Here is a 13,977-nt window from a genome sequence, read left to right on the forward strand (position 1 = left end):
GCCTAATTTTGGGTATAGAGAATCGTCATCTTGTTACACATTAAGGCCGTCACCTGCATCAAGCAAGATCGTTGTTTGTTTGCGGATCTTAATTTCAGCTTGAAATCGGGACAAATTATGCAGTTAGCTGGTCCGAATGGGGCTGGTAAAACATCATTATTGCGTATTATCGCGGGTTTCGCTATGGCGGATGAAGGCGATGTTTTGTTCCAAGAACGCTCGATTACAAAATACTATGATGAATATGCACAAGAGTTATTATTCATCGGCCATAAAACAGGGGTAAATACACAACTTACTGCCCTTGAGAATGTCGCATTTTGGCTAAAAATTAATGGCTACGATAGCAAACAAGACTTGTATCCGATCTTAGCAAAAATAGGCTTGGTGGGTCTTGAGGATGTGCCTGTTCGTATGTTGTCAGCAGGGCAACAGCGTCGTGTCGCCCTAGTAAGACTGTGGTTAAACAGCGCCAAACTATGGATCCTTGATGAGCCATTTACAGCCCTTGATAAAAGCGGTGTGGCATTTTTACAAGAACGCTTTGTTGAGCACCTAAATGCTGGCGGCGCGATTCTTTTAACTACCCACCAAGATTTAACGACACATTTTAGTGACTTACAAACAGTGACTTTGGAGTATCGCCACTGATGGTAAAACAGCATTCGTATTGGCAATTATTCTCTGCGGTTTTTTCTAAAGATCTTAAATTAGCGTTTCGTCAGCGTGCTGAAATCGTTAACCCTATCTTGTTTTTTCTTATTGTTATTACACTTTTTCCGTTAGCAATTGGCCCTGAACCCGGTCTACTTGCTCGTATGGCTCCGGGCATTATTTGGGTCGCTGCGTTACTGTCGACCATGTTAGGCCTAGATAAGCTATTTCGTGATGATTATCACGACGGAACACTAGAGCAATTAATTGCTTCATCATACCCATTACCGTTAACTGTCCTTGCAAAAGTGGCAGCGCATTGGGTGATCACGGGGTTGCCTTTAGTGTTAATGACTCCGGTATTTGCTTTGTTATTGAATTTAGAAAGTTCAGCGCTTTTAGCAACCGTTCTGACCTTATTGTTAGGTACGCCATTGCTTAGCTTCATTGGCGCAATTGGCGCTGGACTCACTGTGGGGCTACAAAAAGGCGGCATTTTAATGAGTTTGCTTGTTTTGCCTTTGTATATCCCTGTACTAATTTTTGCAACCTCGGCTATTGATACCAGCTCTATGGAGCTTGCCTATAGCGGACAGCTTGCAATCCTTGGTGCCATGCTAATCGTAGCGATTATAGCGGCGCCAATTGCCATATCGTCAGCATTGAAAGTGAGTGTAAGTTAATATGTGGAAGTGGTTACATCCCTACGCAAAAGCAGATCGTGCTTACCAATTGTGTAACACCTTACTGCCTTATTTCGCCGTCGTTACGGTGGTTTGTATGATTGTTGGATGGGTCTGGGGGCTTGCTTATGCCCCAGCCGATTACCAACAAAAAGACAGCTACCGAATTATTTTTATCCATGTGCCTTCAGCTATTTTATCTATGGGCGCTTACTCTTCTATGGCGATTGCAGCAGTGATCGCACTAGTATGGCAATTACGTAATGCAGAACTTGCAGTGATTGCAATTGCACCTGTCGGGGCATGTGTGACAGCGATAGCATTAATTACCGGTGCAGCATGGGGTAAACCTATGTGGGGTGCATGGTGGGTGTGGGATGCACGTCTTACCTCTGAGTTAATTCTGTTATTTTTATACCTTGGTGTGTTATCGCTTTATCATGCTTTTGAAGATAAAAAAGCAGCGGGGCGTGCTGCTTGTATCTTAGCCATTGTTGGTGTTATCAACTTACCGATTATTCACTTCTCGGTGGAGTGGTGGAATACCTTGCATCAAGGTGCAACCATTACAAAGTTTGATACTAAAGCCATTGATCCAAGCATGTTTTGGCCATTAATGGTTAACATTGTTGCGTTTGCAGGTTTTGTTGGTGTGGTGACGTTAATCCGCCTTAAAAACGAAATTCTCCAACGTGAAAAGCATCGCCCTTGGGTGCGTGATATGGTTGAGCGAGGTTAATCATGCAGTTTGATTCTTTTGCAGATTTTATTGCCATGGGTGGCTATGGCTTTTATGTATGGTTGTCTTTTGGTAGCTGTGCATTAATTTTACTCGGTATTTTATTTAGTTCGTTAAACGATACAAAACGTATTTTCTCTTCAGTAAAGCAGCAAGCACAACGTGAAGAGCGCATTAAGAAAGCGAAGCAAGAGGCAGGGCAATGAATCCAAGACGTAAAAAACGTTTATTAGCAGTTGTAGCCATTATTTTTGGTGTGGGTGCAACGATTGGTTTAGTGCTGTACGCACTGCAAGAAAACATTAATTTATTCTATACCCCAAGTGAACTTGTTGAGGGTAAAGGACCAAACAAAGAAAAACCGCATATTGGCCAAAAGTTACGTATTGGTGGCATGGTTGTACCTGGTTCAGTTGTTCGTGACGAATCAAGCTTAAAGGTAAGCTTTAAACTGATTGATAAAGGCCCTATGGTGACAATTAATTATCAAGGGATTTTGCCGGATTTATTCCGTGAAGGCCAAGGGATTGTGGCGCAGGGTGTGTTAGTTAAAGCCAATGAAATTGATGCCTTTGAAGTACTTGCAAAGCATGATGAAGAATACATGCCTGCAGAAGTTGCTGAAGCTGTGAAGGGTATCAAACACGAAAAACCGACGTATAACTTAGATAACGGCAATTAATATGATCCCAGAACTCGGTTATTTTTCTTTAACACTGGCCATGGTGCTCAGTGTTCTATTGTGTATTTTTCCTTTGTGGGGCGCGCATACCGGCAATTTACGTTTAATGCGTGCAGCCCCATCACTGGCAATTGGACAATTCGTATTTGTACTTTTGTCTTTTGCTGCACTTGTTTATGCCAGTTTAACCGACGACTTTACTGTTTCGTATGTTGCTTATCACTCAAGTAGCACCTTACCTTGGTACTACAAAATAACCTCGACATGGGGTGGTCATGAAGGGGCAATTTTACTCTGGTTAGTAATGCAAGCGGGTTGGACCGCTGTAGTTGCTATGCGTTCGCAATCATTACCTTGGGTATTACGTGCTCGTGTACTGGGTGTACTAGGCTTTTTAGGTGTTGGCTTTATGTTATACACCTTATTAATGTCGAGCCCATTTGAGCGCTTATTGCCTTATTTCCCTGTTGAAGGGCGCGATTTAAATCCGTTATTGCAAGACCCTGGTATGATTATTCACCCGCCATTGCTTTACATGGGCTATGTGGGTTTATCTGTGTCGTTCTCATTTGCTATTGCAGCGTTACTTACAGGTAAGCTTGATAATACCTGGGCTAAGTGGTCTCGTCCTTGGACCATGACAGCATGGGGCTTTTTAACACTCGGTATTACCATTGGTAGTTGGTGGGCATACTCAGAACTTGGCTGGGGTGGCTGGTGGTTCTGGGATCCAGTTGAAAACGCATCATTAATGCCATGGCTTGTGGCAACAGCATTACTGCACTCATTATCAACCACCGAAAAGCGTGGTGTGTTTAAGTCGTGGACCGTATTGTTGGCTATTGCAGCATTCTCGTTAAGCTTACTGGGTACCTTTATTGTTCGCTCGGGTATCATAGTATCTGTGCACGCTTTTGCCTCAGATCCTAACCGCGGTATGTTTATTTTAGCTTTCTTAGCCATTGTAGTTGGTGGTGGTTTATCGCTTTATGCACTGCGTGTATCACAGGTGAAAAGTGAGGGCCGTTACAAGTTTGCCTCACGTGAAGTTGCGCTTTGGTTAAATAATATTTTCTTAGTTGTGGCAACGCTGATTGTATTGCTAGGTACATTACTGCCTATGATCCACAAAGAACTTGGCTTAGGTAGCATTTCGATTGGTGAGCCGTTCTTCAATAAGATGTTTGCTATTTTACTGGTACCGTTTGCCATTTTAATGGGTATGGGCCCGCTGTTACGCTGGAAACAAAATAAGTGGTCGATGTTGCAAAACAAGTTTGCACTATCGGCTGTAGTTAGTCTCGTGGCTACGGCAGCGTGGTTATATTCAAGTTACGATGTAATTGCGCCAATTACCTTTATTGCAACTGCGCTAGCGGTATGGATTGTTGTTACAACACTGGTTGATTTAGCGGCAAAAGTAACTATTCACAAAACCTTAGGCGAAGGCTTTAAACGTTTAGGGCTAAGCTATTGGGCGATGGTTTTAGGCCACGTTGGTTTAGCGTTCGTGATTGCAGGTGTAACGTTAACCTCTGCTTATTCAGTAGAGCGTGATGTATCAATGAAGCCGGGTGACACTGTGGCGTTAAATGAATACCAGTACCGCTTTGATGGTGTTAAATCTATTCGCGGCGCTAACTATAGCGGCCATGCTGGGGTTGTCACTGTGCTGAAAAACGATAAACAAGTAACCGTTTTACATGCTGAAAAACGCCGTTATGACATTGGCATGCAGTTTATGACTGAAGCGGCTGTTGATGCAGGCTTCACACGTGACTTATATCTAGCGCTTGGTGAGCAATTAAGCCAAGGTGCGTGGTCGTTACGTATTTACCACAAGCCTTATGTTCGTTGGATGTGGCTCGGTGGTATCTTGATTTCACTGGCAGGCTTTTTAGTACTTGGTGATAAACGCTATCGTCAAAAATCGACTAAGCAGGAGGCTTCAGCATGAACCGTAAACTACTCGCACTAGCACCTTTACTGGTTTTCGTTTTACTGTGTGTGTTTTTATATCAAGGTTTGTTTGCTAACCCGCGTGAGCTGCAAACAGGGCGTATTGGGCAGGCTATGCCAGCTTTTAACCTGCCAGATTTGATGGATGAGTCAAAGCGTTGGACTGATGCAGATTTAAAAGGTGAAGTTTACTTACTTAATGTGTGGGGCACATGGTGCCCGACCTGTTTAGCTGAGTTAGGCTATTTAACCGAGCTTAGAGAGCAGGGCGTTAAGATTGTTGGCTTATACTACGAGCAAGGCTACGACCCTGACTTTGATGGCCAGTTTGATATTAACGCACTACGCGAAGATGTCACTAGCATGCTTAATCGTGCTGGCGACCCATATCAATTTAATATCTTAGATTTAAAACGCACATTAGCCCTTGATTTAGGTGTGTCTGGCGCACCAGAGACCTTTTTAGTCGATAAACAAGGCACTATTTTGCTGCACCATACCGGCGATATTAATCCGCGTGTGTGGCGAGCCAAATTCGCACCGTTAATGCAGGAGTTACAGTAATGAGACTCGTGATTTTTTTAGCAAGTTTGCTTATCACGTTTAGCGCATTTGCAGAGCAAGACAAGTATCAATTTGATGATAAAGAGCAAGCTGTTCGCTTTAGTGAACTTACCAAAGAGCTGCGTTGCCCTAAATGTCAAAACCAGAACATTGCCGATTCAGACGCCGTTGTAGCCAAAGACTTACGTGACAAAGTGTTAACGCTGGTAAAAGATGGCAAAAGCAAAGATGAAGTCATCGATTATATGATTGACCGTTACGGTTACTTCGTACATTACGATCCACCAGTAACACCAGCAACCTTAGTGTTATGGGTATTGCCAGTATTAATTGTGGTACTTGGCTTTGGCTTTATTGTTTTACGCCAACGTAAGGCATCTGTAAAACAAACATGGACAGAGCAAGACGAGGCGCTGCTTGCAAAGTTAATTGAACAAAATCAACGTCAGGAGCAAAGCTAGATGGCATTAATGTGGGCTTCTTTTGTTTTACTCACACTGGTTGCATTGCTATTTGTTGTCGTTCCGTTTTTTAAACGCGAACGTATTCAACGCCTTGATCACAATGCAAACTCGGAGTTAATCCGAATTTATCATCAACGTTTAGACGAGCTTAAAGCTGACTTAGATAACCAGCGTATTGATGCACAAATGCACGATGAGTCAGTTATCGAACAAAAGCGTCGTTTACTCAATGAATTGTCTCCAGAAAAAGCGCTAAATAGTAAAGGTAACAACCGTATTTTTGCCCTTACTGGCGCTGGCTTTTTAATTGTTTTAACGGCTATCTTTTACGGTTACACGGGTAGTCAGCAGCAAATTAAAGGCTGGCATGACGCGATGGCAAACCTTAAGTCGTATGGTGAGCGTGCCGTAATGCAAGATGGTGAGCCGTTAACACCGAATGAGCTGCAAGCATTTGCTTTAGCATTGCGTACCAAGCTTGATCAAAGTGGTGATGATGAAGTGGCGTGGATGCTGCTAGGTCGTGTTGCGATGTCATTAAATGAATTTGATATGGCAATGCAGTCATTTGATAAGGTTCTTAAAATGAACCCAGATAACAAGCAAGTGCTGATCAGTTACTCGCAAGTTCTGCTAATGGAAGGCAGTGATGCGAATATGTCACGTGCAGCGACTATGTTATCGAGAGTGTTAAAAGCAGAGCCGACCAATATTGATGCTATCTCATTGCTAGCCCTAATTGCTTATGAGCGTAAAGATTGGCTGCAAGCAAAAACTGCGTTTGAAGTACTGCTTGCAAGTATGCAGCAAAACGACCCGCGTTATAGCATGATTGCAGAGCGAATTGCTGAAATTGATGCTCATTTAAATAATCAGCAGCAAGTTACAAATACAAAACTCGCAGAAGCTTCAAACAGTGAAATTAGCATCACGGTTGATTTAGACTCTGCACTTGCAGATTCGCAGCCACAAAACGGCACGTTATTTGTTTTTGCAAAAGCAGCCAGTGGTCCACAAATGCCATTAGCTGTGGTAAAAATGACCGAATATAGCTTTCCGCTAACCGTGACGTTGAGTGATAGCAATGCCATGGTAGAAGGCTTGAATCTATCAAGTGTCGATAAAATTATTTTAACTGCGCGTTTATCAAAAGATGCAACTGTGGTAACTTCTAGCGGCGAGTTGGAAGGCAAGTCGGATGTTTTAGAGCGCGCAAACGTAAAAGAATATTCGTTGCTAATTAATGAGTTAATACCTTAAGGATAGCCGATGTTTAGGCACAGTATATTTTTTATCTTTTTTGTAGTGCTTGCAGGATGCGCACAAATACCTGAAGAAAAAGCGGATGAGCGAGACCCATTACAGTCGTTTAACCGTCCTATGTATGATTTTAATATGGACGTGCTTGACGCTTATATTCTTCGCCCAGCAGCTGTTGGCTACGTTACAGTCACGCCAACACCGGTAAGACGTAGCATTGTTAATTTTACCGATAACATCACCGCACCAACAGATATGGTTAATGCTGGCCTGCAAGGTAAACCTGGTAATATGGGTATTAGCCTAGCGCGCTTTTTAGTGAACTCTACGGTAGGTTTACTCGGCTTTTTTGATGTCGCTTCATCGCTGGGTTTAGAAATTGTCGATGAAGACTTTGGTCAAACCTTAGGTGTATGGGGTGTAGGTGATGGCGCATACTTGATGATCCCAGGTATGGGGCCAAGTACAGCACGAAACCTAACAGGTGATGTGGTAGATAACTTTGTGTTACCTGAAATCACGTTAACAACACCACAGACAATATTAGTGTTCGTGCTGAAAGCGGTTGAGGCCCGTGCTTCATTAATGCCACAAGAGAGCCTATTAAATGAGTCGCTAGACCCTTATATCTTCATGAAGGATATTTACTTCCAGCGTCAATTATATGAGCTACATGATGGTAATCCGCCAGTAGAAAAAGAGCCTGATGATTTTGACGAAGACTTCTTAGAAAATCTTTAAGATTATTCAAATAAAAATGCCAGCAATTGCTGGCATTTTTTATAGCATTAATAGATTGATATTCATCAGTCTCCAAACACACTCATTTGGTCATTAGACCAACTTAATGCGTCGTGGTAAGCGTCCGGTACTTCTTCTGGCTTAAGGCCCAACTGTTGTTGGATTTCTTTCGCTTTTTCCCAATTTGCTTGCTCATAGAATTTTACAAGGTTTAGATAGGTAGCGAGTAAGCCTTCATCTTTAAGTAGAGCGTCTTTAATTTCGTTGGTCAGCGGTAACTTATTCATAACGCTTGGCATATCTTCATCTAAGATAGCATCCATTAATGACATCATGCCTGTTAAGAAAGCCATACCTGTATCGCGTAACTTACCATGACTAATTGCCAGTAATTCAGCAAACCGGGCGCGGGTTAATGATAAACGTATTAACTCAGCAGGTTTATCTGCAGATACTTGAGCTGCAAATAACAGCGACAAGAAACGTTTAATTTCTTCGCTTCCTAATACGATAAGCGCTTGCTTGATTGTGCTGATTTCGGCACGGCGTTTAAATGCCGCGGAGTTTGAATAGCGTAATAGCTTATAAGATAAGTTAACGTCACGTTCAAACACCTCAGTGATTTTTCTAAGGTTTAAATCAATACTTGATGTTTCGTATAGGAGCTCGGCAAGAGCCATCTCAGAAGGTGGCAAAGTTTTACTTTGTACCATCTCCGGTTTTGAAAAGAAAAAGCCTTGAAAGTAACTAAAACCCATTTCTAGGGCAAGTTGGTATTTCTCGTAAGTTTCGACTTTTTCGGCAAGCAACTTGATGTGCGGGTGGGGTTTTATCGCTTCAATAACCGCTTCAATCGACTCTTTGTCTGTGGTTAAAAAGTCAATTTTGATCATATCGATATACGGATAAAAATGACGCCAGACAGGTTGATGAATGTAATCATCAAGGGCCAGTGTGTAACCACGCTCTTTTAAATCTTTAACCAGAGCAAGTAAACGTTTACCTGGTTGAATAGTTTCAAGAATTTCGACAACGACTTGTTCTTTACCCAGTAATAAAGGGTAGCCTTTTTGGAGTGTCTCTAAAGTGAAATTAATGTAAGCTGGTTTGTTATCCGTTAAATCTTCTAAACCAAAATTGAACTGACTACCTTCAATGAGTCGTGATGTTGCTTCATCGCCATCAATGTCTGGAAACACGTTATCTACGCCATCCCTAAAAAGGAGTTCGTAGCCGACAAGTTTCTTTTCCTTATCTAAAATAGGTTGGCGTGCAGCGTAAAAATACATAGTCCTAGCATGTCCACTTCGGTTAATTCATTTATCCATCAGCAATATATGTCATTGTGCCTGAAATAGCATTAATTAAATGCGAGTATTTGAGGATAAATACTGATTTTATTCTGATCTTAAGACTAGGATAAATTGCAATTGAATTCTATAACTTGCGATTAAATATCATATTTTTGTTATGAAAAGGTTGAAATTGTAAACCCTGCCATTGAACTGCTTGATTGGAGTTGTAGGGGGGAAGCATGTTATAGTCATGGGTGATATCGGTTTTTACCCCAATAATGTCTTAAAATTAAATAACTTGCGAGTCATTATTCGGATTAAAAGCCAACATTAAACAACTTTTGGAGGCTAATTTGGAAACAGGAATGATAATTTCGTTAGCAATGTACTTCATCGTCATGCTGGGGATTGGGCTGTATGCTTATAAGCAATCTACCGACGATGTATCAGGCTATATGCTAGGTGGTCGTAATTTATCACCAAGTGTTGCTGCGCTTTCAGCTGGCGCATCAGACATGAGTGGTTGGCTGCTAATGGGTCTACCGGGTGCAATGTATTTGTTTGGTTTAAGCAAGGTTTGGATTGCCATAGGTCTAGTACTCGGTGCTTGGGCTAACTACTTCCTAGTCGCGCCTCGTTTACGTGTTTACACAGAAAAGGCGAATGACTCAATCACCATTCCAGATTACTTCGCGAACCGCTTTGATGATAATAAAAATATTCTGCGTGTGATCTCTGCGATTGTAATCATTGTTTTCTTCACCTTGTATACCTCATCAGGTGTTGTTGCAGGCGGCAAGTTGTTCGAAAACTCATTTAATATGAGCTACGAAATGGGTCTGTACATCACAACCGGTGTTGTCGTGTTATATACCTTGTTTGGTGGCTTCTTAGCAGTGAGCCTGACTGACTTTGTACAAGGCTGTATCATGTTTATCTCGTTGCTGGCTGTGCCAATTGCAACGTTTACCATGCTTGATCAGCCAGTTATGGATACACTTGCAAATGCACGCTATGACTTATTATTAAGCTCACCAAAAGAATCAGAAATTCATGCACTTAATATGATGGATTGGTTTGCAGGTGGTTCAACGATAGCGATTATCTCTGCAATGGCATGGGGCCTTGGTTATTTTGGTCAACCACATATTATTGTGCGTTTTATGTCTGTGCGCTCTGTGAAAGATATGCCGACTATGCGCCGTGTGGGTATGTCGTGGATGACGCTTTCAGCTATTGGTGCTGTGCTAACAGGTCTATTTGGTGCTGCTTATATGCTTGAAAACCAAATGCCAATTGATGATAAAGAAACGATTTTCCTAGTGTTGTCTGAGCTTATCTTCCATCCTTTAATTGCCGGCTTCTTATTGGCAGCTATTTTAGCGGCGATTATGAGTACTATCTCATCACAGTTATTAGTTTGTTCAAGCTCACTAACCGAAGATTTTTATAAGATTTACTTAAACCGTAGTGCATCGCAAAAAGAGCTGGTTTTAGTAGGTCGTATTAGTGTTATTTTGGTTGCTCTATTTGCTATTTACCTAGCCTATGACCGCAATAGCTCTATCTTAGACTTAGTGAGTAATGCATGGGCAGGTTTTGGTGCTGCATTTGGTCCACTCGTATTACTGAGCCTTTACTGGAAGCGTATGAACTTACAAGGCGCTATTAGTGGTATGGTTGTTGGTGCTGCAACAGTGCTGTTTTGGATTTACGCGCCAATTACAATTGATGGCCAAGCATTAAGTGCAATCATTTATGAGATTGTCCCAGGCTTTATTTTATCAACAATTGCTATTGTTGTTGTTAGCCTTACAACTGCTGAGCCGAAAAAAGAAATTACAGACTTATTTGATGAAGTTGAGTCGTCACTGTAGTTTTTGATTAAACACAAAAAAGGGCAACATCTGTTGCCCTTTTTTATGATCTAAATTTGCGTTTAGCTTGCCGCTTTTTCTTTTATATCAGCAACGTTGTCGTCTGACTTTGCTTTTTTAGGCTTAGCTGGGGCGTCTTTTGCACCTTTAAGTACCGCCATAAATTGGTCTTTTTCTTTTGCCATTTCAAGCGCCAGTGACTCAATTTGTTGCTCGCTTAATGGTACATCAACTTTTTCAAGCATTAGTTCTAATGACTCAGCAATGTCGAGCATTTTGTCATACGCATCAGCTTCTTTCTTAGTAGTAAACGTCATGCGCTCGACTCCGTTTCTTTCTACAACATATTTAACAACAACAGCCATGATTTCTCCTGCATTTAAGCGTGGCATTTGCAGCGTAATACCGCTACTTTGATTACTGTTTTTATATACAGTAATGCTTCGGGGCTTACTTTGCAAGTAACTTGAGAAAAATTTTATTCAGCAAATTTGACAATAATAGGGACATTGGCTTTATTTAAATTGTTACCCAAGGTTAAACACAAGCGATGGAGTGAGTGTTGGGTAATAGCTAACTACCTGTCCAAGATGGACATCATGGAGGAAATTATGAAATTACTATCAAGTACTTTACTTGCCATAAGCATTGCGTTACTACCTGCTACATCGGCATTCGCCGTTAAACCAACCGAAGCAACACAAGTTAAAATGCAAAAGCTCAGTATAAACAAAGCCAGCATAGATCAACTTACTCAATTACCGGGTATTGGAGAGTCAAAAGCTAAAGCGATTGTTGAGCACCGTAAAAAGCAAGGTCCGTTTAAGTCGGTAGAGCAATTAAAAGAAGTAAAAGGAATTGGCGATAAGCTATTTGCTAAACTTGAGGGGAAAATTACATTATAAATAGCGGGCTATACACCTAAACAGGGCGTTATTCGCCCTGTTTAAATTCATCGATAGCTTTGTCTAAATGCGCAAATGCGAACATGTTTTCGATAGGTGTTGTGATGAGTGGGTAACTTAAGCCTGCTAACAATAACCAAGGAATAAGCATCCAGCCTTCAAAGTAGGCCAAGCCTAAAAATAATGGTGCTAAAAAGGCAAGCTTACATACTGATAAAATGATCTTTTTGCTTGGGCTTAAATGAGCCAAAGCAAGGGCAATAATTTGCTGGCGTTGCCTTACTTTAAAGCTTTTTAAAGCAGGGATTTGGCTAGTAAAAAAATAAATCATTATAGCGACTTTTTGCTCACTAATCGGCTAACTAGAACAGCCACAAATACCACTGAAAATGCTGCAAAAATCACTTCCATCCATGCAGGCATACTCATAGAAGCAAACTGCCAATCGATATTTCCGCAATCACCAGTAGCGGCAAAGAAGCTAGGGATCCATTCATGCAAAGGCATAAAACTTGGGAAGTTAGGTTCAAATGCACAGCTAAATGCAAAAGGGTCAGTATTGTTTTGCATTGCAATGTGTTCTTTGGCAATAAAGTAACCCCAAATTGCAGAGACACCCCAAGTGGCAAATGCGACTAAGCGAACAACCATATTTTGTGGGTTAATTGCACCAATAACACCCGCCGCAAGTAAGCCTAAAACAGCAGTTCTTTGATAAATACACATGATGCATGGCTCAAGGCCCATGTTGTATTGAAAAAATAACGCAGTGATTTCAAATGCGAGGGAAATAACGGCTAATAATAACCAAGGTGTTCTTTTAGTTGCTAATTCTGCTAACCAATTCATGAAAGTTCCAATTTCAAATTGTTTTCAAGATTATGCTCAGACAGGGCAGTGGGTGCAAGTATCTAAGATGAAATTATACGAAAAAGGAGCCAACGAGCTCCTTTTCATTAATCATACCTAGGTTGGCTATTACACACTAACAGCTTGCAAAGACTCACTTTGATAGCAGCCTAATACACGGGTGTATTGGGTGTGTTCTTTTAGCTCTTCAAGCGCTTGCTTAACATGTAAGTCATCAAGGTTTGCTTCAAGGTCAACATAAAACACCTCTTCCCATGGGTTTCCAGGTACTGGACGAGATTCCAATTTTACTAGGTTAATTTGATGTTGTTTAAAAATCATCAAGGCATCAGCCAATGAACCCGCTTGTTGTTTGGTCGCCATAATCAAACTGGTTTTTGTTGGAATTTGCTTAGATACTTGCAACGGGTTACGCGCGACGACAATGAAGCGGCTATGGTTTTCGCTTTGGTTTGCAAGGCCTGATTTAACGACTTCTAACCCTACATTTTTACCTGCTTGTGCTGAGCCGATAGCGGCGCTGTTTGTAGTTTCAACCGCTGATTGTAATGCATGGAAGGTTGAGTCACAGGTTTCATGTTGAATATCACCTAAACCCTGAATGAAGCGGCTACATTGAGCAAAAGGCTGTGGGTGAGCAAAGATTTTATTAATGTGAGAAAGCTCAGTACCTGGCATTGCTAATAAACAGTGCTCAACGCTGTGAGTGACCTCACCGACAATTGATACTTGTGCATGTTGTAATAAATCGAACACTTCATTAATACTACCTGAGCTGGTGTTTTCAATTGGCAGTAAGCCAAAATCAGCTTGGCCACTTTCAACTTTACCAGTGATTTGATCAAAGCTCGAACAGCCCATCTCAATCAGCTTACCTGGGCGACGGCTAAAATATTTATGGCAGGCTAATTGGCTATAAGAACCTTGACCACCTAAATATGCAACACGATGACTTTCGCTCATTGCTTCAGGGTTTAGATTCTTTTGTAGCATTGCTTGTTGATTCAAAACAGAATCTTCAAGAATAGTTTGGAACACATTATTGATGTAGTACGCATCTAGACCTAGCGACTTACCATAATTAATAAGCTTTTCGAGTAATGCTTGTTCGCGGGCTTCATCGCGAATTGGTTTGTTATTGGCAATTTTATATTCAACTACGCTGTGGCTAATACGGCGTCTTTTAGCCAGTAACACCAATAAGTCGGAATCTATTTCATTAATATCGTGTCGTAACGCATTTAATGTATCAATGCTCATGTTGGTTTCCTCATTCCAAAACAG

17 protein-coding genes are annotated in these 13,977 nt (G+C 41.4%); 12 read left to right on the forward strand and 5 right to left on the reverse strand.

What is annotated here, in order from left to right; all coding sequences use genetic code 11:
• Positions 1 to 30 precede the first annotated feature (30 nt).
• From ccmA to J8Z28_RS05250, 10 genes are read left to right on the forward strand one after another with little or no spacing between them, the layout of a single operon-like run.
• Entirely contained in the window at positions 31 to 651 is a 621-nt protein-coding gene (gene ccmA, locus J8Z28_RS05205) for a cytochrome c biogenesis heme-transporting ATPase CcmA (protein ID WP_095209716.1), read from the forward strand.
• On the forward strand, positions 651 to 1,337 hold the full coding sequence (gene ccmB, locus J8Z28_RS05210; protein WP_054553246.1) for a heme exporter protein CcmB: 687 nt from the start codon (positions 651 to 653) through the stop codon (positions 1,335 to 1,337). The genes ccmA and ccmB overlap by 1 nt, the downstream gene beginning before the upstream one ends.
• Position 1,338: 1 nt before the next feature.
• On the forward strand, positions 1,339 to 2,076 hold the full coding sequence (locus J8Z28_RS05215; protein ID WP_054553245.1) for a heme ABC transporter permease: 738 nt from the start codon (positions 1,339 to 1,341) through the stop codon (positions 2,074 to 2,076).
• A gap of 2 nt (positions 2,077 to 2,078) precedes the next feature.
• Positions 2,079 to 2,282: a heme exporter protein CcmD gene (gene ccmD, locus J8Z28_RS05220; RefSeq protein WP_054553244.1), complete on the forward strand. Its 204-nt coding sequence runs from the start codon at positions 2,079 to 2,081 to the stop codon at positions 2,280 to 2,282.
• Positions 2,279 to 2,758, forward strand: a complete 480-nt coding sequence (ccmE, locus tag J8Z28_RS05225) for a cytochrome c maturation protein CcmE (protein WP_054562161.1) — start codon at positions 2,279 to 2,281, stop codon at positions 2,756 to 2,758. The genes ccmD and ccmE overlap by 4 nt, the downstream gene beginning before the upstream one ends.
• A gap of 1 nt (position 2,759) precedes the next feature.
• Positions 2,760 to 4,715 (forward strand): heme lyase CcmF/NrfE family subunit, encoded by a 1,956-nt coding sequence (locus J8Z28_RS05230; protein ID WP_054553242.1) that lies wholly within the window; start codon positions 2,760 to 2,762, stop codon positions 4,713 to 4,715.
• On the forward strand, positions 4,712 to 5,281 hold the full coding sequence (locus tag J8Z28_RS05235; RefSeq protein WP_054562159.1) for a DsbE family thiol:disulfide interchange protein: 570 nt from the start codon (positions 4,712 to 4,714) through the stop codon (positions 5,279 to 5,281). The genes J8Z28_RS05230 and J8Z28_RS05235 overlap by 4 nt, the downstream gene beginning before the upstream one ends.
• Positions 5,281 to 5,742 carry a cytochrome c-type biogenesis protein gene (locus J8Z28_RS05240; RefSeq protein ID WP_054562158.1) on the forward strand — a complete coding sequence of 154 codons (462 nt, stop codon included), beginning with the start codon at positions 5,281 to 5,283 and terminating at the stop codon, positions 5,740 to 5,742. Before J8Z28_RS05235 ends, J8Z28_RS05240 begins: the two co-directional genes overlap by 1 nt.
• The gene (gene ccmI / locus J8Z28_RS05245; RefSeq protein ID WP_250660028.1) at positions 5,743 to 7,005 is read left to right on the forward strand and encodes a c-type cytochrome biogenesis protein CcmI; all 1,263 of its coding nucleotides are present in this window, start codon (positions 5,743 to 5,745) and stop codon (positions 7,003 to 7,005) included. It begins immediately after the preceding gene.
• A gap of 9 nt (positions 7,006 to 7,014) precedes the next feature.
• Positions 7,015 to 7,746: an MlaA family lipoprotein gene (locus J8Z28_RS05250; protein WP_250660029.1), complete on the forward strand. Its 732-nt coding sequence runs from the start codon at positions 7,015 to 7,017 to the stop codon at positions 7,744 to 7,746.
• Positions 7,747 to 7,811: 65 nt separating this feature from the next.
• Here J8Z28_RS05250 and J8Z28_RS05255 read toward each other — a convergent pair whose 3' ends face one another.
• The gene (locus J8Z28_RS05255) at positions 7,812 to 9,035 is read right to left on the reverse strand and encodes an EAL and HDOD domain-containing protein (RefSeq protein ID WP_054562155.1); all 1,224 of its coding nucleotides are present in this window, start codon (positions 9,033 to 9,035) and stop codon (positions 7,812 to 7,814) included.
• A 371-nt stretch (positions 9,036 to 9,406) separates the two neighbouring features.
• Here J8Z28_RS05255 and putP point away from each other — a divergent pair, with 371 nt between their 5' ends.
• On the forward strand, positions 9,407 to 10,918 hold the full coding sequence (gene putP / locus J8Z28_RS05260) for a sodium/proline symporter PutP (RefSeq protein WP_062566820.1): 1,512 nt from the start codon (positions 9,407 to 9,409) through the stop codon (positions 10,916 to 10,918).
• 62 nt (positions 10,919 to 10,980) lie between these two features.
• Here putP and J8Z28_RS05265 read toward each other — a convergent pair whose 3' ends face one another.
• Complete coding sequence (locus tag J8Z28_RS05265) at positions 10,981 to 11,283, reverse strand: YebG family protein (protein ID WP_054553324.1); 303 nt, start codon at positions 11,281 to 11,283, stop codon at positions 10,981 to 10,983.
• 246 nt (positions 11,284 to 11,529) lie between these two features.
• On the opposite strand from J8Z28_RS05265, the gene J8Z28_RS05270 reads away from it, so the two are divergent.
• Positions 11,530 to 11,823, forward strand: coding sequence for a ComEA family DNA-binding protein (locus tag J8Z28_RS05270; RefSeq protein ID WP_250660030.1), 294 nt, complete (start codon positions 11,530 to 11,532; stop codon positions 11,821 to 11,823).
• 28 nt (positions 11,824 to 11,851) lie between these two features.
• Here the strand turns inward: J8Z28_RS05270 and J8Z28_RS05275 are convergent, their stop codons facing one another.
• The 3 genes from J8Z28_RS05275 to J8Z28_RS05285 all read right to left on the reverse strand — a co-directional run bounded on the left by J8Z28_RS05275 (position 11,852) and on the right by J8Z28_RS05285 (position 13,953).
• Complete coding sequence (locus J8Z28_RS05275) at positions 11,852 to 12,154, reverse strand: DUF6170 family protein (protein ID WP_250660031.1); 303 nt, start codon at positions 12,152 to 12,154, stop codon at positions 11,852 to 11,854.
• Positions 12,154 to 12,672 (reverse strand): disulfide bond formation protein DsbB, encoded by a 519-nt coding sequence (gene dsbB / locus J8Z28_RS05280; protein ID WP_054562151.1) that lies wholly within the window; start codon positions 12,670 to 12,672, stop codon positions 12,154 to 12,156. Before dsbB ends, J8Z28_RS05275 begins: the two co-directional genes overlap by 1 nt.
• A 129-nt stretch (positions 12,673 to 12,801) precedes the next feature.
• Positions 12,802 to 13,953 carry a chorismate mutase gene (locus J8Z28_RS05285; RefSeq protein WP_054562150.1) on the reverse strand — a complete coding sequence of 384 codons (1,152 nt, stop codon included), beginning with the start codon at positions 13,951 to 13,953 and terminating at the stop codon, positions 12,802 to 12,804.
• Positions 13,954 to 13,977: the final 24 nt, after the last annotated feature.

Source organism: Pseudoalteromonas sp. SCSIO 43088 (assembly GCF_023650795.1).
Lineage (GTDB): Bacteria > Pseudomonadota > Gammaproteobacteria > Enterobacterales > Alteromonadaceae > Pseudoalteromonas > Pseudoalteromonas shioyasakiensis.